The organism is Acetobacterium sp. KB-1, from assembly GCF_003260995.1.
GTDB lineage: Bacteria > Bacillota > Clostridia > Eubacteriales > Eubacteriaceae > Acetobacterium > Acetobacterium carbinolicum.
Genome location: NZ_CP030040.1, coordinates 558,874 through 579,000 on the forward strand (window position 1 = coordinate 558,874; position 20,127 = coordinate 579,000).

18 protein-coding genes and 4 other annotated features are annotated in these 20,127 nt (G+C 40.0%); of the genes, 16 read left to right on the forward strand and 2 right to left on the reverse strand.

The features are described from left to right. Positions 1–141 precede the first annotated feature (141 nt). The 16 genes from ychF (at position 142) to zapA (ending at position 18,236) form a co-directional block, all read left to right on the forward strand. Positions 142–1,239, forward strand: a complete 1,098-nt coding sequence (ychF, locus tag DOZ58_RS02630; RefSeq protein ID WP_111886882.1) for a redox-regulated ATPase YchF — start codon at positions 142–144, stop codon at positions 1,237–1,239. A gap of 59 nt (positions 1,240–1,298) precedes the next feature. Then, a complete protein-coding gene (locus DOZ58_RS02635) occupies positions 1,299–3,002 on the forward strand; it encodes a B12-binding domain-containing radical SAM protein (protein WP_111886883.1) in 1,704 nt (567 codons plus the stop codon). An 88-nt stretch (positions 3,003–3,090) separates the two neighbouring features. Next, positions 3,091–3,343, forward strand: a binding site (T-box leader). A gap of 90 nt (positions 3,344–3,433) precedes the next feature. Beyond that, a complete protein-coding gene (thrS, locus tag DOZ58_RS02640; protein WP_111886884.1) occupies positions 3,434–5,350 on the forward strand; it encodes a threonine--tRNA ligase in 1,917 nt (638 codons plus the stop codon). Between the two features lie 72 nt (positions 5,351–5,422). Further along, positions 5,423–5,664 (forward strand) — a binding site (T-box leader). A gap of 100 nt (positions 5,665–5,764) precedes the next feature. After that, on the forward strand, positions 5,765–6,766 hold the full coding sequence (locus DOZ58_RS02645) for an ABC transporter substrate-binding protein (RefSeq protein WP_111886885.1): 1,002 nt from the start codon (positions 5,765–5,767) through the stop codon (positions 6,764–6,766). A gap of 99 nt (positions 6,767–6,865) precedes the next feature. Next, positions 6,866–7,762 carry an ABC transporter permease gene (locus DOZ58_RS02650; RefSeq protein WP_111886886.1) on the forward strand — a complete coding sequence of 299 codons (897 nt, stop codon included), beginning with the start codon at positions 6,866–6,868 and terminating at the stop codon, positions 7,760–7,762. Between the two features lies 1 nt (position 7,763). Then, on the forward strand, positions 7,764–8,558 hold the full coding sequence (locus DOZ58_RS02655; protein ID WP_111886887.1) for an ABC transporter ATP-binding protein: 795 nt from the start codon (positions 7,764–7,766) through the stop codon (positions 8,556–8,558). 43 nt (positions 8,559–8,601) lie between these two features. Continuing rightward, positions 8,602–8,731 (forward strand) — a sequence feature (ribosomal protein L20 leader region). A gap of 7 nt (positions 8,732–8,738) precedes the next feature. Beyond that, a complete protein-coding gene (infC, locus tag DOZ58_RS02660) occupies positions 8,739–9,266 on the forward strand; it encodes a translation initiation factor IF-3 (protein WP_111886888.1) in 528 nt (175 codons plus the stop codon). A 109-nt stretch (positions 9,267–9,375) separates the two neighbouring features. After that, positions 9,376–9,579: a 50S ribosomal protein L35 gene (gene rpmI / locus DOZ58_RS02665; RefSeq protein WP_026393216.1), complete on the forward strand. Its 204-nt coding sequence runs from the start codon at positions 9,376–9,378 to the stop codon at positions 9,577–9,579. Positions 9,580–9,602: 23 nt separating this feature from the next. Further along, positions 9,603–9,959 (forward strand): 50S ribosomal protein L20, encoded by a 357-nt coding sequence (gene rplT / locus DOZ58_RS02670; RefSeq protein ID WP_111886889.1) that lies wholly within the window; start codon positions 9,603–9,605, stop codon positions 9,957–9,959. Positions 9,960–10,088: 129 nt separating this feature from the next. Beyond that, positions 10,089–11,465 carry a TrkH family potassium uptake protein gene (locus tag DOZ58_RS02675; RefSeq protein WP_111886890.1) on the forward strand — a complete coding sequence of 459 codons (1,377 nt, stop codon included), beginning with the start codon at positions 10,089–10,091 and terminating at the stop codon, positions 11,463–11,465. 14 nt (positions 11,466–11,479) lie between these two features. Further along, entirely contained in the window at positions 11,480–12,148 is a 669-nt protein-coding gene (locus DOZ58_RS02680; RefSeq protein ID WP_111886891.1) for a TrkA family potassium uptake protein, read from the forward strand. Positions 12,149–12,150: 2 nt separating this feature from the next. Beyond that, positions 12,151–12,942, forward strand: a complete 792-nt coding sequence (locus DOZ58_RS02685) for an RNA methyltransferase (RefSeq protein WP_111886892.1) — start codon at positions 12,151–12,153, stop codon at positions 12,940–12,942. A 38-nt stretch (positions 12,943–12,980) separates the two neighbouring features. After that, positions 12,981–13,205, forward strand: a binding site (T-box leader). Between the two features lie 68 nt (positions 13,206–13,273). Continuing rightward, positions 13,274–14,296 (forward strand): phenylalanine--tRNA ligase subunit alpha, encoded by a 1,023-nt coding sequence (gene pheS / locus DOZ58_RS02690; protein ID WP_111886893.1) that lies wholly within the window; start codon positions 13,274–13,276, stop codon positions 14,294–14,296. Positions 14,297–14,309: 13 nt separating this feature from the next. Further along, entirely contained in the window at positions 14,310–16,688 is a 2,379-nt protein-coding gene (gene pheT, locus DOZ58_RS02695; protein ID WP_111886894.1) for a phenylalanine--tRNA ligase subunit beta, read from the forward strand. A 17-nt stretch (positions 16,689–16,705) separates the two neighbouring features. Then, on the forward strand, positions 16,706–17,584 hold the full coding sequence (locus tag DOZ58_RS02700; RefSeq protein WP_111886895.1) for a DNA-processing protein DprA: 879 nt from the start codon (positions 16,706–16,708) through the stop codon (positions 17,582–17,584). 91 nt (positions 17,585–17,675) lie between these two features. Next, positions 17,676–18,236, forward strand: a complete 561-nt coding sequence (gene zapA, locus DOZ58_RS02705; RefSeq protein ID WP_242988582.1) for a cell division protein ZapA — start codon at positions 17,676–17,678, stop codon at positions 18,234–18,236. 43 nt (positions 18,237–18,279) lie between these two features. Here zapA and lexA read toward each other — a convergent pair whose 3' ends face one another. Continuing rightward, complete coding sequence (gene lexA / locus DOZ58_RS02710; RefSeq protein ID WP_111886896.1) at positions 18,280–18,924, reverse strand: transcriptional repressor LexA; 645 nt, start codon at positions 18,922–18,924, stop codon at positions 18,280–18,282. An 84-nt stretch (positions 18,925–19,008) separates the two neighbouring features. Then, a complete protein-coding gene (locus DOZ58_RS02715; protein ID WP_111886897.1) occupies positions 19,009–19,989 on the reverse strand; it encodes a tyrosine recombinase XerC in 981 nt (326 codons plus the stop codon). Between the last annotated feature and the right edge of the window lie 138 nt (positions 19,990–20,127).

A 20,127-nucleotide genomic window follows, 5' to 3' on the forward strand; every position in this document is an offset into this window, starting at 1 on the left:
GAAATGGTGGCACTTCTTGATCCTTCGGGGCTGGAAAATCCACCTTTTTAAATGTCGGGATTAATTCTATCATGGATAGCAGAGTGAATTTCATAATAAAACAATTAATTTCAGTACTAAGAAAATTAGAAAGAGGTAACTATGAAAATAGGAATCGTTGGCTTACCCAACGTCGGGAAAAGCACCATATTCAATGCGTTAACTAAGGCCGGGGCAGAGTCTGCCAATTATCCATTTTGCACCATTGATCCTAATATCGGGGTTGTGACAGTGCCAGATCCACGTTTAGCTGTTTTAGAAAAAATGTACAATTCAAAAAAGGTAATCCCTACTACCATCGAATTTGTCGACATTGCCGGTCTGGTGCGCGGTGCCAGCAAAGGCGAAGGTCTTGGAAACAAGTTTCTTTCGCATATCCGTGAGGTTGATGCCATTGTCCATGTTGTCCGTTGTTTTGAAGATGAAAATGTGGTTCATGTGGAAGGAAAAATCGATCCCATCGACGATCTGGAGACCATCAATCTGGAACTTATTTTTGCAGATATCGAAATGCTGGATCGACGGATCGAAAAAAATAAAAAGCTGGCTAAAACAAATCCTCAGGAAAAAGCTAACATCGAAGTAGCGATGCGATTGCGGGAAATTCTTGAAGGTGGAAAAATGCCGCATGACGATGATTTTACAGTCGATGAATGGGAATTCATTCAAACGATTCAATTGATTTCGATTAAACCGGTACTTTATATCGCCAATGTTTCAGAGAATGATCTTCATGAAGATAATGAGATGGTAACCCGTTTAAAAGTGACTGTTCGGGAAAATCACTCCGGTAGTCACAAGGATATTATTAAAATTTCGGCAAAAATTGAAGAAGAAATCGCTCAGTTTGATGATGCTGAAAAAGCAGAATTTTTATCTGATATGGGTTTGGAAGAATCGGGACTTGACCAGGTTATTCGTTCAGGCTATAAGTTATTAGGGCTGATTACTTTTTTGACCGCCGGACCCCAGGAGATAAGAGCCTGGACTGTCACCGAAGGTACCAAAGCGCCTCAGGCCGCCGGTAAGATCCACACTGATATTGAACGTGGGTTTATTCGGGCTGAGATAACGAGTTTTGAACAATTAATTGAAGCCGGTACGGAAGTAAAAGCCAAGGAAAGCGGCGTCACCCGGGTTGAAGGAAAAGACTATGTCATGAAAGATGGCGATGTTACCTTTTTTCGATTTAATGTCTAGATTATTTATCCTAGCAGTTAGCATTTAGATATAAACCACCCGATAACCTGGAGGTTACTGTGAAAGATCTTGTTTTAGTCGCTGTCAATGCGAAATATATCCACACTAATCTGGCCGTTCGTTCATTAAAGGCGCAACTGCCGGATTTTAATGTTGAAATTCTGGAGATGTCAATTAATGATCCAATTCATCGTATTATCAAGCTACTGCTCGATCACGATGCTAAACGTATTGGTTTTTCTTGTTATATCTGGAATATAGAAATTGTTCTAAAGTTAGCCGAAATAGTTAAAAAAGCCAGGCCCCAGGTGCAAATTATTCTAGGCGGTCCGGAGGTTAGTTTTGATGCCATGACGCTGATGAAGAACTATCCTTTCTGCGACATTATTGTAAAGGGGGAAGGGGAAGGTATACTAAACGCGTTGCTCAAAGATCGCGACCAGGAACGCTTTAGTAAAATTCCCGGGCTCTGCTATCGAAAACGATCGGGAGAAATTGTTGATAGTCCCGATTCGAAAGCGGTTCCATTAAACCAATTGACTTTTCCTTATTTAAATGAGAATCTAAACAGTCTCAATCATAAGATTATTTATTATGAAACCATGCGAGGCTGCCCGTTTTCCTGTTCATATTGCCTTTCTTCAACTACACAGAAACTAAACATCTTGAGTTTGGATAGGGTTTTTAAGGAGTTGGATTTCTTTATTCAGGCTGGTGTCAAACAGGTTAAACTGGTAGACCGGACATTTAACTGCGATTTGAGCCGAGCTAAAGAAATATTTTCCTATCTTATTAAACAAGGCGGCGACACTAATTTTCACTTTGAAATGACCGGAGATCTCATCGATGATGGAATGATTGCTCTGCTAGCGATGGCACCGCCGGGACTGATTCAATTCGAAATCGGTGTTCAAAGCACAGCACCCGCTACGCTTTCGGCTATTGGCCGAAAAATCAGTGTCGAACGAACAGAAAATCATGTAAAAAAACTCTTGGAACAAGATAATATTCATATTCATCTGGATCTGATTGCTGGCCTACCCCATGAAACCTATGAGGTGTTTAAGTCATCCTTTAATCAGGTCATTGCCCTTAATCCCGGTATGCTGCAATTAGGCTTTCTGAAGTGTCTGAAAGGTACCCGCATTCGCAAAGAGTCTGAGATCCATGATTACCAGTATGCCAGCTTTCCGCCATATGAAATTATTTCTAATAAGTATCTTAGTGCTGAGGAACTGTATCAATTGCGTCAAATTGAAGTGTTAGTGGATCGTTATTTCAATAGCGGCGCATTCAAACATAGTTTGGCATTTATTTTTCAAGCCAAGATTTACGACACCCCTTTTGACTTTTTTGAAGCCTTTTCTTGCTATTGGGACGAACAGGGATATTATGAAGTAGGAAAATCAAAAGAACAACTCTTTAGTATTTTAAAGGAGTTTTTCAAAGAACAAAAAAAGAATGATCAAGTTAGTGAATGGATTAAGTTTGACTTTCTCTCCCAGGGGAATCTCAGACTGCCAGGCGATATGCTTGATACTTGTCCTGATAAGGAATGGATCTTCGAATTTTTAAAAGATCCTCAGAATATCGCGACTTTCCTGAATGTCTTTGCTAATTTTACACCAAAAAAAATCTATAACCAGGTCAAGTTTCAGTATTTTTCGAGAACGTTGATTGATCATTTTTCCGAATCAACAACAATCAATAATGAACAAGGATTATTAGTATTCTTTGAAACGGGATTTAGCATTATTTGCTAATTTTTGATGTTTAATTTACTAAATTAATTTTTTTTAAAAGTATTGATTCTTTTTTAGATAAAGGTTATACTAATACTCAATAAAAATAAAAAAGGCGCTGATAAGGACGAGTAAGTTACCCATTAGATTCAGAGAATAGGCAACCTGGCTGTAATTGCCTATACTAGTGATAATTGAAAACCACCTTGGAGTCAAAACCTGAAATCGGATCGATAGTTGTGCAGTGTAGCATCTTTCATTTTTTAATAGTAGGGTTTTTCGGAGCTGACCGTTATTCAGAACTTAAGTGGATTCACGCATGTGAATCAAATTGGGTGGAACCGCGTTAATACGTCCCTTTGTTTGACAAAGGGACTTTTTTTGTTTTTATAAGCGAGTCGCTGGAAAATAATGCTGGGTTACAATTAAATTCAGAAATAAAGGAGAAAACCATGATTACTATTACGTTAAAAGACGGATCCATAAAGACTTATGAACCCGGAATCACTGTCCTTGAAGTTGCCAATGATATCAGTCCCGGTTTAGCTAAAAATACAATGGCAGGGGAACTGGGTGGCAAGGTTGTCGATGTTCGTCAACCGATTAACGAAGATGCCACCCTCAATCTGTTAAAATTTGAAGATGAAGGCGGCAAGCATGCTTTCTGGCATACCGGTTCCCATCTGCTGGCTCAGGCGGTCAAACGATTGTATCCACAGGCAAAACTGGCCATTGGCCCGGCCATTGATAATGGTTTTTACTATGATATTGATGTCGATGTGATTATCACCCCGGAAATCATGGAAAAAATTGAAAAAGAAATGGCTAAAATTGTTAAGGAAGGGCTGGTGATTAGTCGTTACGAACTGAACCGCAACGACGCTTTGGCAAAGGTTAATGCTGAAGGCGAGATTTATAAGGCTGAACTGATCGAAAATCTGCCGGAAGACGCCATCATCAGCTTTTATTCCCAGGGTGAGTTCTCGGATCTTTGTGCCGGTCCCCATATTCAAAACCTCAGCGGAATTAAAGCCATTAAGCTTTTAAGTCTGGCCGGTGCCTACTGGCGGGGTGATGAGAAAAATAAAATGCTACAGCGGATCTACGGCATTACCTTCCCTAAAAAAAGTCAGTTGGATGAGTACCTGACTCGACTCGAAGAAGCCAAAAAACGGGATCATCGTAAATTAGGAAAAGAACTTGATCTTTTTTCATTGCATGAAGAAGGTCCCGGATTTCCTTTCTTCCATCCGAAGGGCATGATCATTCGAAACGAGCTGGAAAACTTTTGGCGCGAAGAACACCAACGTCGAGGCTACCATGAAATTAAAACACCCATTATACTTAATAACGATCTATGGAAACGTTCGGGACATTGGGATAAATATAAAGAAAATATGTATTTTACTGAGATTGATGAGAGTGAATATGCCATTAAACCAATGAACTGCCCCGGCGGCATGCTGGTTTATAAAACAAAGGGTCACTCCTATCGTGATTTACCGTTAAAAATGGGAGAACTGGGTCTAGTTCACCGCCATGAACTGCATGGTGCGCTTCATGGACTGATGCGTGTCCGTGCTTTTACTCAGGATGATGCGCATATTTTCATGACTCCCGAGCAAATTCAAGAAGAAGTCATCAAGGTAATCGATCTGGCTGATGATGTTTATAAGATATTCGGTTTTAGTTATAAAGTTGAATTATCGACACAACCAGAAAATTCGATTGGATCTGATGAAGTTTGGGAAATAGCAACCGAAGCATTAAGAAAAGCCCTTGAGAAAAAAGAAATCAATTATCGTCTCAATCCTGGCGATGGAGCATTTTATGGACCTAAAATTGATTTCCACCTGGAAGATAGCCTAGGACGAACATGGCAATGTGGAACGATTCAATTAGATTTCCAAATGCCGGAACGTTTTGATCTGAACTATATTGGTTCGGATGGCGAAAAACATCGTCCGGTTATTATTCATCGTACGATTTTAGGGAGTATCGAACGATTTTTGGGGATCCTGATTGAGCACTTTGCCGGAAAATTCCCGGTTTGGTTGGCGCCGGTTCAGGTCATGATTATCCCCGTTGCTGATGCCCATCATAATTTTGCCAAAGGTATTGCTGAAGAACTCACCGCCATTGGTGTTCGCGCATCGGTGGATACCCGGGATGAAAAATTGGGCTACCGGATCCGGGAAGCACAAATGCAAAAAGTTCCCTATATGCTGGTAGTGGGAGATAAAGAAACCGAAGGCGGCGATTTGGCACTTAGAATTCGGGATACTGGTGATGCTGGACTCATCAGTATGGAAGATTTCAAGGTAAAGCTAATTCAAAAAATTAAAACAAAATCGTTGACCTTAGACTGAATCAGGAATAAATACGAGTCAAATTTGCGATAATGGTTGACAAATTTGACTCGTATCAATATAATAAAAAACAATAAAGTGATGATCAGGAAACAGTAATAATAGGATGATCTTTTCAGAGAGCTTTCGGTTGGTGCAAGGAAGCGGGACACCATTATGAATACATCCTGTGAGCTGCTCACCGAATGGGTTTGCCCGGTAGGCTGGGCCGGATACCGACCGTTATCCTGGTTAAGTGACTAAGGTTGCTTGCAGAGCGTGATGTGTAAGCATCAAAGGCAAGGTGGTACCGCGAATTTTAGTTCGTCCCTGTTATACAGAGACGAATTTTTTTGCGTAAATACACAAACGAATACGAACAATTCAGCCTGAAAAGGTTTGATTGAATAAAGAATGAAAAATGGAGGAAAAGAAATGAAAAAACACGGAAAAAAATTAATGACTGCGGTTCTGATTGCTGCGGTGATTGTTTTAGGCGCTGGCTGCTCAAGTTCTGGGACATCTGGAACAAAGGAAGAGAGTAAGAACGCTACAATCGGGATCGTACAGTATGTTGATCATGTTGCCTTAGATGCTGCCCGGGAAGGCTTTGTCACTGCTCTTGCGGACAATGGCTATACGGATGGCGATAATATTACGCTTGATATCCAAAACTCCCAGGGGGATCAAAGTAATTTATCGACCATCAGCGACCGTTTTGTCAGCAACAAGGTAGACCTGGTACTGGCGATTGCGACCCCGGCTGCACAGGCCATTGCTGGCAAAACAACTGAAATTCCAATTTTGGGAACCGCTATTACTGATTATGAAGCTGCTCGTCTCGTTAAAACAAATGAAGAACCTGGTGGAAATGTCAGTGGTACAACAGATATGAATCCAATTAAAGAACAAATCGACCTTTTGGTTAAATTAGTACCAACAGCAAAAACGGTAGGCGTTCTTTATACTTCAGGTGAAGACAATTCTATCATCCAGGCGAAAATGGCAAAAGAAGCCATTGAAAAACTGGGTTTAAACTATGTAGAAGTAACAGTCACCAATTCTAATGACGTCCAGCAGGCAACCCAGTCTATTGTCAGCCAGTGTGATGCCATCTACATTCCTACTGATAATGTATTTGCATCAGCGATGCCTCAGGTTCAAAGCATCACCTCCCAGTCAAAAACACCGGTAATCTGTGGTGAATCCGGCATGGTTGAATCGGGTGGATTGGCTACCTTGGGAATCAGCTATTCTGATCTGGGTTATCAGACAGGCTTAATGGCGGTAAAAATTCTTAAAGGTGAAGCAGAACCGGCTACTATGCCCATCGAAGCAGCGACTAAATTTGAGTATGCAATTAATGGCGCAGTTGCTGAGGAAATTGGTTTAACCATTCCTTCGGATCTTTCTCAATACGTCATTACAGCAAAATAAAAAACAAAAGAAACAATTTAGCAAGCAGTCATGGAAATCATGACTGCTTGCTAAAGTTATTAATGCACATAATCAATAGATAAGAAGTGAGGCAAAATAATGTTTGAGATTATATTAGGTGCAATATCGCTTGGTCTTTTATGGGCCATCATGACAATCGGCGTTTATATCACCTACCGAATACTCGATATCGCAGATTTAACAGTAGAAGGAAGTATTGCAATGGGAGCTGCCATCGCAGCTTTCTCAATTTTTAATGGGATGAATCCCTTTATCGCCACGTGTTTAGCTTTCGTAGGCGGTATGCTGGCAGGACTGGTAACTGGAATTCTTCATACAAAACTAAAAATTCCTGCGTTGCTGGCAGGTATTTTAACCATGATTGCACTTTATTCAGTAAACCTGCGAATCATGGGAAAGGCTAACTTATCACTTTTACGGATTGATACGGTTTTTACACCACTTGAGAACCTGGGATTAAGCCCAACAAATGTGGTCATGCTCTTTGGTTTTATCAGTGTGATGGCGATAGTTGGTCTCTTATACTGGTTTTTTGGAACCGAAATCGGTTGTGCCATCCGGGCCACTGGTGACAACCCTCAAATGGCTAGAGCTCAAGGTATCAATACTAATAATATGATTATTCTAGGCTTGGTCATCAGCAATGGTTTGGTTGCGCTTTCCGGGTCATTAATTGCTCAGAGTCAAAGTTTTGCTGATATCCAAATGGGAATTGGTTCAATTGTCATTGGTTTAGCCTCCGTTATTATTGGTGAAGTAATTTTTGGTACCCGAAATTTTTTCAATTGTTTGATTTCGTTGGCGCTAGGGGCTATTACCTATCGTATTATCATTGCCCTAGTATTGAAAATGGGTATGCCAGCCAACGATTTGAAATTATTCACAGCGATTACAGTGGCGATTGCCTTGTCACTGCCAGTCTTTAAATCCTATCTTCGTCCCCTTAAAAAATCGATGAATGGAGGCGATTTATAAAATGCTAGTAATCAAGGATATTGAGAAAAAATTTAATGCCGGAACAGTCAATGAAAAGATCGCATTAAGCAATTTTAGTTTATCGCTGACAGAAGGAGACTTTGTTACTGTAATTGGCGGTAACGGCGCTGGTAAATCGACATTCCTAAATTGTGTGGCGGGCGTCTTTGGTGTTGATAAGGGTTCCATTCTTATCGACGGATTAGATGTCACCAAGCTTCCGGAACATAGACGGTCTAGTGTAATTGGTCGGGTATTTCAAGATCCGATGATGGGCACAGCCGGTAATATGGGGATCGAAGAAAACCTCGCTCTGGCTTATCGTCGTGGTAAAACCCGGTCATTGAGCTGGGGAATCAGCAATAAGGAACGAGAGATTTATAAAGAGTATCTCAGCCATCTGGACTTGGGGCTGGAAAATCGACTTCATGCCAAGGTTGGTCTGCTTTCTGGCGGGCAGAGGCAGGCTTTAACCCTATTGATGGCCACACTAAAAAAACCGAAATTACTTTTACTGGATGAACACACAGCAGCTTTGGATCCCAAAACTGCGGATAAGGTTTTGCAGCTAAGTGATCGCTTTGTTAAAGAAGGAAATCTGACTACGCTGATGGTCACGCATAACATGCGCCATGCCATTGAGCATGGTAATCGACTGATTATGATGCATGAAGGCCGGGTGATTTTAGACATCAAAGGTGAAGAGAAACAGAAGTTGACGGTTGAAGATTTGCTCAAACGTTTTGGTCAAGTTAGCGGCGAAGAATTTGCCAATGATCGGACTTTGCTTTCATAAAAAAACAGTTGACATTAAGAGTGAATAAGCATATAATATCAAAGTAACAAAGTAGAGGATTCCACTTCTCACCTCATTTCTCAGGGGAATAGGTAAATATGAATGAACTTAGTTTAAGTTTCGTTAGTATTTTTTTGCAGGTGGAGTAACTCTACCTGCAATTTTTATATATGGAGGTATATTACTATTAGTAAAGATGTTCAACACGAAATTAATAACGAGATCCGAGATCGCGAAATCCGTGTAATTGACGAAGCAGGTGAAATGTTGGGAGTCATGATGACTAAAGACGCTCAGAAACTAGCCGATGAAAAAAACTTAGATCTAGTGAAAGTTTCACCAAACGCTAAACCGCCGGTTTGTAAGATTCTTGACTACGGAAAGTATCGATATGAAGAAATTCAGCGATTAAAAGAAGCTAAGAAAAATCAAAAAGCTGTGGTTATTAAAGAAATACGTATGTCGGTTCGAGTTGAAGAGCATGATATTAATGTTAAAATTAAAAATTGCATCAAATTCTTGGAACAAGGTAGCCGAGTCAAAGTGGCTATTCGTTTCAGAGGCCGCGAAATGGCTTATACTGAACAGGGAAAAACGGTACTTCTTGATTTTGCAGAACGTGTTTCTGATCTCGCCGTGGTAGAAAAAAACCCGAAAATTGAAGGAAGAAATATGGTCATGTATTTAGCACCGAAAAAAGATAAATAAATCAACACGTTAATTGACTATCTGCTACTGGAACCGATCTATTTTTGATTAAGTTCCTCAGATCTAGTTTTTTATAAAAGACACCTTGTACAGGGAGGAGGAAATAGTTATGCCAAAAATGAAAACACACCGTGGTGCTGCAAAGCGTTTTAAAATAAAAAAATCAGGTTTTATTAAACGGACAAAAGCAGGAAAACGCCATATTCTTAACAAAAAAAGCAGTAAGCGAAAAAGAAACCTCAGAAAAGCGACTGGTTTGGCTCCTGGAGATGCTAAAGTAGTAATGAAAATGATCAAAATGGTAAAAAGATAATATTTGAAGATAGGAGGAAATAGATAATGCGAATTAAAAAAGGCGTTAATGCCAAAAAGAAACATAAAAAAGTACTTAAACTTGCTAAAGGCTATTATGGTGCTAAAAGTAAGTTATATAGATCAGCAAATGAAGCCGTTATGCGAGCACTCAGATCTTCATATGTTGGCCGAAAAGAAAAGAAACGAAATTTCAGAAGATTGTGGATCACTCGAATCAATGCTGGGGCAAGAATGCATGGTTTAAGCTATAGTAAATTTATGTTTGGTTTAAAACAGGCTGGTGTTGAAATTGACCGTAAAATCTTAGCAGATTTGGCAATGAATGATATTAGTGCATTCAATGATTTAGTTGACGTATCAAAGAAAAACATGAACTAATCGTACGAAAAACTTCTCAACGGATTATCCATGCTTGGGAAGTTTTTTTATTATATATTATTGTTGCTTTTTCAAAACAGAGTGTTAAAATAAGTATGGTTATCAAATATTTTAGGTGGAGACAAGATCATGGCAGAAAAGATACGTTGGAATTTTAATAAGTTTGTTGGACAGCGCTCCCCTGCGGAAATGTTGATTTATGGATTTGCTCTGGTTATCTTTTTAGGTACAATTCTTCTTACTCTGCCCATCGCCAGTGTATCAGGAGAGAGCGCTGGTTTAATCGACGCGTTGTTTACCGCCACCTCAGCTGTCTGTGTGACAGGCCTTGTGGTTGTGGATACGGGAACCTTTTGGTCAGTCTTCGGAAAATTCGTTATTATTTTTCTGATCCAGATTGGTGGTTTAGGTTTCATGTCACTGACCACCATGTTTTTTGTTCTGGCCGGGAAACGCATTACCATCAAAGATCGACTCTTGATTCAGTCTTCGGTGAATATGGATTCGATCTCTGGAATCGTTAAATTTACCAAATATATATTCTTTTCATCGCTTCTGATTGAAGGAATCGGGGCTTTATTGCTGGCACTTGTTTTTATTCCTGAATACGGATTTTTACAGGGGACTGCATATAGTTTTTTTCATGCCATTTCAGCTTTTTGCAATGCCGGTTTCGATCTGTTTGGGAACTATTCGAGTTTAACAAAATATGCGGGGAATTTTATTATTAATTTTGTTATTGGTGGTCTTGTTATCTTAGGTGGATTAGGTTTTGCTGTTACCAGTGATTTGATTAATGTGCGCAAGTTTGAAAAGATGAGTATGCATGCTAAACTGGTATTAACCGTTACAGGTGTTTTACTGATTGTTGGGTTTGTCTTCTTTTTTATATTTGAATATAATAACCCTCAAACCATGGGAAGCTTATCCCTTCCAGAAAAATTTTTGGCTGCTTTTTTTCAGTCCATAACACCGCGAACTGCTGGATATAATACTATCAATACAGCAGCGTTGACGCCGCCCTCACTTTTTTTAACCATGCTCTTTATGTTTATCGGTGCATCACCAGGATCTACTGGTGGGGGCGTTAAAACATCCACATTTGCCATTATTATTATGACTGTTGCCTCAGTGCTGCATGGTAAAAAAGATGTTTCTATTTTTAAACGAAGCATTTTAGGTCCAGCTATTCGCCGGGCAATTTCAGTAATTGTCATTGCTTTCGCTATTGTCATCCTGATGATTTTTGTGTTATTATGTACTGAACCCGAAGCTTCTTTTGAAACAATCGTTTTTGAAGTGCTTTCTGCATTTGGTATGGTTGGGTTAACGACGGGATTGACCCCACATTTATCTATTGCTGGGAAAATAGCCATCAGTATTACCATGTTTGTTGGTCGGCTAGGTCCTCTGACGGTAGCCTATGCTATATCACGAAGTGAAAAACGAGCCCGGGAAAACGTGGGTAATTTTAAATTGCCTGAAGGCAATATTATGATTGGCTAGAGGAGGAGTATTAATTGAAAGAAAAGCAGTTTGCAGTCCTTGGTTTAGGGCGTTTTGGTGAAGCACTTGCCATCACTCTTAGTGAGTTGGGCTGTAATGTTGTTGTTGTTGATAAAGACGAAGAAAAGATTCAAAACATCGCGAATTTGGTAACCTATGCGGTACAGGCCGACGTGACCGATATCAATGCGCTGAAGTCGATTGGTTTGAAAAATGTAGATGCTGTTGTTGTATCCATCACTTCTGATATTAACAGCAGCATCATGGGCATTGTCAATGCTCAGGAGTTGGGGATCAGCGAGATTTATGGGAAAGCAAATAATGCTCAGCATGAAAAAGTACTGCTTAAATTAGGGGTTAAAAAAGTATTTTCCCCTGAACGTGATATGGGTGAACGGGTTGCGCACAATCTTTTTTCTGGCGATTTTATCGACATTTTAGAGCTGGATACTAATCATTCCATTGTTGAAGTGGAGTCGCTCCATGTCTGGGAAGGAAAAACATTGGAGCAACTGAACTTGAGAGAAAAACACGGATTAAATGTGATTGCCATTCGTACTCTCGATGTATTAAATGCTTCGCCCTTGGCAAGTGATCTTATTCATCCTGGCGACAAACTGATTGTTATGGGTGAAAATCGATCCATTAATGAGATCAATAAACTATCCCGAAAAGATCATTAGCAATGTTTTTAGAAATCACTTCAAAAAATAATGAGCAAATTAAATATTTACGGAAACTCAGCAGTAAATCTTTTAGAGATGCGGAAGGGGCCTTTGTAATTGAGGGAACCAAATTGTTTCAAGAAGCCGTCAAAAAAAGATTGCAATTTAAACAAGTATTTATGACAAGTGAATGGCTAAAAACAAATGATGCCTTGTTCAACGAAAGTATGATAGAGCTGGTCGATAATGGTGTGCCCATCGCAATTGTTGCGGCTTCAATTCTAACATCCGTTTCCAACTTGCAAAAACCGGAAGGGATAATCTGTACGTTACCAAAAATGAGTGTCCAGCCAGGCATCTTTAAACGATCTATTTTATTAGAAGATGTTCAGGATCCCTACAATGTTGGTAGCATTATCAGAACTGCTGATGCGGCTGGCTTTGACTGTGTTGTAACATCGAATAAAACAGCAGATATTTATAACGAGAAAGTACTTCGGGGTTCCATGGGTTCAATCTTTCACCTGCCGATTTATCAAGTTGAATCGTTGCCAGTTTATGTAAAACACTTAAAAGAGCAGCTAGTCACCATCATTGGTACCTCTTTAACTGGTAGTTCCATATGGGAGCGCGAACCCCTTACCGAATCGTTTGCTATTATTATGGGAAATGAGTCCAGGGGGATGTCGGATAAGATGAGTGAGTGCTGTGACGTTTTACTTAAAATTCCTATTTGGGGACAGGCCGAGTCGCTTAATGTTGCAACCGCAGCAGGGATCATCATGTATGACCTGATCAGAGATTTTAAATAGATTATTTTCAGAACAGCATTAAACAAAAACTAAATAAATTATCAACAATGATAGAGCGAGTAAATAAATATTGAATTTTACAGAGAATAAATCCCAGGCTGAGAGATTTTGTGTTTAAATTTATTGAAGTTCCCTCTGGAGTTTTAGACGTGAACGTCATCTTTTGATGACCTTTAGCTTCTAACGTTAATTGCGTTAAAATTTTGAGTGAATACATAGAGTATTAATTTAAGGTGGTACCGCGGAATAATTTCGTCCTTTTTAGAAGGACGATTTTTTTAGTTAAATGATTAAAAAAGAACACTTAATAAGATAAAAAAGGGAGAATAAAATGGAGTTAGAACTCAAACAACTAAGAGATCGCTGTTTGGCTGATCTTAATGCTGTTGAAGAATTAAAAACGTTGGATAATGTGAGAATAAAGTACTTGGGCAAAAAAGGGGCACTGACCATCGCCCTTAAGGGAATGGGTAAGCTTTCCAACGAAGAGCGTCCAATAATTGGAAAATTGGCCAATGAAATACGGGAAGAAATTGAGAATAATATTTCAGCCCAGAAGCAGTCGCTTGAACAAAAGGAAATCGAAGCTCAGATCAAAGAAGAAAGCATCGATGTGTCCCTGCCGGGAAAAAAGCATCAAGTCGGAAATCTTCACCCGCTTACCACAACCGTTAATGAACTCAAGGAAATCTTTCTGGGGATGGGATTTTCCATTGCCGAAGGTCCGGAAATTGAATGGGCTAAATATAATTTTGACTACCTCAATGTTCCTCAGGATCACTCCGCTAGAGACTTGCAGGATACTTTTTATTATGAGGACGAGATTGTCCTGCGAACCCAGACCTCACCAGTACAGGTACGGGTTATGCAGCAGCAGAAGCCACCGTTGCGGGTTATCTCACCAGGCCGAGTTTATCGTAGCGACGAAATAGATGCCACCCATTCGCCAGTTTTCCATCAAATGGAAGGTTTGGTCATCGACAAAGGGATTACCATGAGCGATCTCAAAGGAACCCTGGATTTATTTGCTAAAAAACTCTTTGGCGAACAGACCAAGACAAAATTCCGGCCCCACCAGTTTTATTTCACCGAACCAAGCGCGGAGATGGATGTCACCTGCTTTAAATGCGGTGGTGTCGGCTGCAAGGTTTGTAGCAACACCGGTTGGATTGAGATTCTTGGCTGCGGCATGGTTCACCCCAACGTTTTGCGGTTCTGTGGCATTGATCCCGAGCAGTACAGTGGCTTTGCCTTTGGGATGGGACTGGATCGAATAACGATGATCAAATATGGCATTAACGATCTGCGTTTATTATTTGAAAATGACTTGCGTTTTTTAGCGCAATTTAAATAGGAGGAACTATAACATGCTCGTTTCACTGAATTGGTTAAAAGAATTTGTTGATATAAAAATACCCCCTTATGATTTTGGCGAGGCTCTGACCATGTCGGGTACAAAAGTCGAAACATTAACGGTTGTTGCTGAAAATGTAATTAATATTTTTACTGGAAAAATCACCAAAATTGAACCTCATCCCAATGCCGATAAGCTAATTGTCTGTACGGTGGATATGGGAACTGACGAACGGGTGATTATTACGGCCGCTAAAAACGTCTTTGAAGGCGCGATCGTTCCGATTGCTGTTGATGGCGCTGTGATTGCCAATGGCACCAAAATCGGTACCAATGATTTTCGAGGACTGCTTTCACACGGGATGTTTTGCTCCATTGAAGAACTCGGTATGAACACCGATTTATTTTCCAAAGAAATCATGGAAGGGATTCTAATTCTCCCAGAAAATACCCCCCTGGGAATGGACGCCAGGGAACTGCTGTGGCTGGATGATGTGATCATTGATGTCGAATTGACGGCTAACCGCTCGGACTGCCAGTCCATCATCGGCATCGCCCGGGAGGCGTCAGCAACCCTGGATCTGCCGATGGCCGGTTTTACTACTTACTCTGCTATCGAAAGCTCAAATCAAATTGCTAATTATTTGTCGGTAAAGATTGAAGATCTGGCTTGTCCTCGTTATGTAGCCAAGATGCTAAAGGTAAAAAAAATTGAAGCATCACCGCTGTGGATGCAGATTAAGCTTCTAAACAGCGGAGTTCGTCCAATTAACAATATTGTTGACGTCACCAATTACGTAATGCTCGAACTGGGCCAACCACTTCATGCCTTTGATTATCATAGTCTCCAGTCCAAGGAAATTGTGATTAAAACTACGACTGATAAAAAAATGATTACTCTTGATGATCAAGAGCGGGCCATTGATAAAACCATGTTGATGATCACAAACGGTAAGGAACCGGTGGCGATTGCCGGTGTAATGGGCGGAGAAAATTCAGAAATAACTGAAAAAACCAGCCTTATTGTTCTGGAGTCTGCCAACTTTAACAAAAGCAGTGTGCGTTTAACAGCCAAGCAACTGGGTCTTAGAACCGAGGCATCGTCACGTTTTGAAAAAGGCGTTGATCCTGAATTAGCAGGTATTGCCGCCCTGCGAGCAACTCATTTACTCTTAGAAATCGGCGCTTGTGAAGTCATTGAAGGGCTGATTGATGTTTATCCGAGTGTTGTATCCTTAAAAAAAGTCATCCTGGATGTTAATTGGTTCAATGCCTTTGTCGGTATTTCGCTCTCAAAGGATGAAATTTCAAAAATACTGGCCCGTTTATTCTTTAAGGTCGAATCAATCGACGATCATATTCTGGCAGTTGAGGTTCCTAGTTATCGGATGGATATTGAACTTAAAGAAGATCTGGCTGAAGAAGTGGTCCGGATTTTTGGCTACGATATGATCCCCGGTACCATTATGGGAGGCGAAACCATGGTAGGGGGTAAAACACCAGTTCAAAAATTTGAAGACGCCCTTAAAAACATCCTGGTCGGTCAGGGGTATTATGAAACACTAACATCCTCTTTCACCAGTGAAAAACGCCTTCAAGGGCTGAATTCACAGCTCGAAGACAACCTCATCCCGCTGATTAATCCATTGGGAGAAGAAAACAGTATTATGCGCCATACCCTCATCGGACATCAATTGGAAGTGATTTCACTAAACTATAATCGAAAAAATCCGTTTGGTCGTTTTTTTGAATTGGCAAATACCTATCGCAAAAATTTTAATCCCGGGGAGTTGCCCATAGAAGAACAGAAACTAGTAATGAGTAGCTATGGTAATGAGGATTATTTTGACTTAAAAGGAGTTGTCGAGCTATTACTTAAGCAGTGCGGAATCAAATATCCGGAATTTATTGCCGGCGGATCAGATTTCTTCCATCCCGGACGAAAAGCTGAAGTTTTCGTAGATGGCGTAAAATTAGGAGAAATCGGTGAGATTCATCCTGTTGTCGTCAAGAATTATGAACTGCCAAAGCGGTGTTATGTATGCCAGTTGTCTTTTGAGGCACTTTACAATTGTTCTTCGCTGGTTAATAAATTTATCGATTTACCAAAATTTCCGGCATCAAACAGGGACTTGGCTATTTTATTGAAATCAGATATTCCGGCTACTGCAGTTGAAACAATTATCCGCAAAAATAGTGGTGATATTTTCGAAAGTATCGAATTATTTGATGTCTATACGGGGGCTCAAATACCAGATGGTTATAAGAGTTTGGCCTATGCGTTAAACTTCAGACATCGCGAACGGACGCTAAACGACAATGATATCAATCCGGTGATCGATCAAATCATTTGCGAACTCAAACGATCATTTGACGCTCAGCTTCGCGAATAATTAATGCAATTACGGGTATGAATCATATATATGAGATTATTATTGGCCTTTTACAATTAAAAGGGGTCGGACGCCAGAAAATTAAGCTGCTGCTAGAAATTATTACCTCGCCCCAGGTTCTTTCATTCCGAGAGGTGGTGGAAATCGGTCAAACTTTTCATATTATTACAAGTCAAATCGGACGAGTTGAGATTGAGCAAGCCATTGCGGATGCCAAACGGCTCGTCGATGAATGCGAAGAGCTGGGGATTCAATGCAAATCCTATTTAGATGATGGTTTTCCAGTGTGTCTTGATTTTAATGATCATCCGATCTTACTGTATTATATCGGAGATCTTGAAATCTTAAATCAACCCAAACGGGCCGCGGTTATCGGTAGTCGCACGCCGTCTCAACTGGGAGCGGATTTTGCTTTTCAGGCCGGTAAGATTCTTGCCGAAAATAATTTTGTCGTGATTAGTGGCCTGGCCGCCGGATCAGATTGTTATGGACATCGTGGTTGTCTGGCCGCCGGGGGAAAGACAGTGGCATTTTTGCCTTCAGGTTTGGTTCGGCTTTATCCGGGTTCGAATAAAGAATTGGCAGAAAGGATTTGTGATCATGGCGGTTGCCTGATCTCAGAATACAATCACCATGAAACGGTTCAGCCTTATAAATTTGTCGAACGAGATCGCCTGCAAAGTGGCACCAGTCAGTTTGTGATTGTCTCTAACTTTTCGCCGGGTAGCGGAACCATCCATACGCTGAGTTACGCTAACAAATACAAGAAGCCGATTTACTCCATCCCGGTTGTTTATGATCAATCAAGAGATGGATTTGAATACATCACTCAGAAGCACATCAACTTTCAGATCATCGAAAACACAAAACTGATGCAAGTGATCGAAAATTATTAATTGATAAATCATTTGTGTTTTTTAAGTTTATTACATATAATAGAGTGGAACACAATTTACCACTTAGAAATTTATTTCGCAGGAGGAAAAAATGCCTGAACAAACAATAATGGAATTACGCATATTAGATACTGAATTTAATTTAAAGGCAAAGGGAAACGAAGAGCATATCAAACTTGTCTCTGATTATGTCAATGCCGAGTTGGAACGCGTCAAGGCGGCTAATCCTTTTACTAATCACATTCGGATTGCAATTCTAGGCTGTATGAACATAACTGAGCGACTTTTTATTGCAGAAGAAGAAATTCGTACCAGTGAAGAAGTAAAAGCGAAGGAAATTGGCGAGATTAAACTAGTCCGAGATGAACTTGAGAAAACGAATGACTTATTAGATGCAGAAAAAGGAAAATATGAGACTCTGGCGGAAGAAAAAGAGTTGCTACAAAAAGAATTAGACGAAAAAAATGATTTACTGGCTCAATACCGTGAGCATTTGCGACAAAGTAAAATTGAAAGCGAAACCAGTCGTAAAACGATTTTAGACTTGCAGAATCAACTATTTGAAAGCCAGATTGAATTAGTAAAAGCAAACAAAAATCATATTGAAAAAGACGTTTTTAAAAATATTGAAGACAAAATGAAATTAGAATAAGATTATCAATTAAAAAAAAGATGTGAAAACATCTTTTTTTTGTTTAGAATTTACGCATTAATCCGGTAACCTTACCTAAAATTTTGATATCTTCTTCATTGCAGATAATGGGGTCCATAGTCTTATTTTCGGGTTGGAGCCTGATTTTATTGGTGTCTTCATAAAAGATACGTTTTACCGTAGCTTCATTATCTTCAAGCAGAAGGACCACAACAATTTCACTATTACTTGCCGTTTCCTGTTTTCTGACGATAATTTTATCACCATCAAGGATGCCGGCATCAATCATGCTGGTCCCCTTAACTTCAAGAATAAACGCGCTATCTGTTCCTGCAAAATCTAAGGGCAACGGAAAAACATCGGTGATATTCTCAATCGCGAGAATTGGCGCTCCGGCTGTTACACAACCTAAAATTGGCAGTGAAACAACTGTTTTTTCATCGAAGTAACTTGATATTGTTTCGTTAGGATCGTGACGAAGAACTTCGATGGCCCGGGTTTTCGTTGCATCCCGTTTAATATAACCCAGTTCCTCCAGCTTTTTTAAGTAAGTGTGAGCAGTGGAGGTCGATTTTAGATTAACAGCGGCACATATTTCCCGTACAGATGGGGGATAACGCTTATCTCGCATTTGAGCTTCAATGAATTTTAATATTGCAAACTGTTTGCTGTTTAAATCCTCGTACATTAGCATTCCTCCAAATTTTTATAACTTATTATAACATATCCTAAGAATAAAAACAAACGTAAGTTCTTTCTATAAATCATACTCTTAGTCATCACTTTCAAATTGAGATAAGGGATTTTGATTGAGAGTATCGCGAAGGGTTTCTTCGTTGATATGGGTATAGATCTGCGTTGTTGAAACATTTTGATGTCCCAGAATTTCCTGAACCGAGCGCAGATCCGCATTGCCATAGCGAAACATCAGGGTTGCCGCTGTATGTCTGAGCTTATGGACACTGATTTCGTCCGTATTGAGTCCACAACTGGCCAGATGTTTCTTTACCAGATGTTGAACTGCCCGATTACTGATAGGAGTATTCTGCTGACTGAGAAACAAATGGGGGGAGTCTGATTCCTGGCGGACTAAAAGATATCGATTGATCGCTTTCAAACAGGCATGGTTTAAGAAGACGGTACGTTCTTTATTACCTTTTCCAATGATCCGCAGGGCGTCATTTTTGATGTCCGTTATTTTTATTTGAGTGAGTTCGGAAAGACGCATTCCACAATTAAGAAATAACGTAACAATGGCAAAATCCCGTTCTTTATGACGACCGGTTATCCCTTTTAATAGATCCACGGCTTCATCCCATTCCAGATAACGGGCATGGCGAGCTGGTAGCTTGGGCATTTCGAGTTCTGTCACGGGGTTGGGAAGAAAATATTTTTGTTTATTACACAGATAATTAAAAAACGAGCGGAGTGAGGATACCTTTCGGCTACGGGCGGCGTCGGAATTATGCCGCTCCTTACTTGAATAGGAAAGAAACGCATAAAGAATACCCAGGTTGACTGCTTTTAAATCATCAAGCGTGACATCATCGATGGGAATCTCATCAAAGTCTAGGGATTGGGGAACCATCGCAAAATAACGCTTAATAAACCGAAAAAAGATGATCAGATCATAACGGTAAGCCTGAGCTGATTTTTCAGAATAACCTTTAATGGTCAAAACATAATTCAGAAATTCATCAATCAATGCGTTTTTTAAAATTATTCGATCAGTTTTATTTGTTGGGGGTGTCATGACAAGTACTCCTAAATTTATTTGGTATTTATGTAGTGCGTAAAGACAAGATCAGAACAGTTCATGAAGGTAACCAGGCGGCTAAAATAGATTGATCTTAGTTTATCACATTTTATTCGTTTTGTCACGAAACTTACA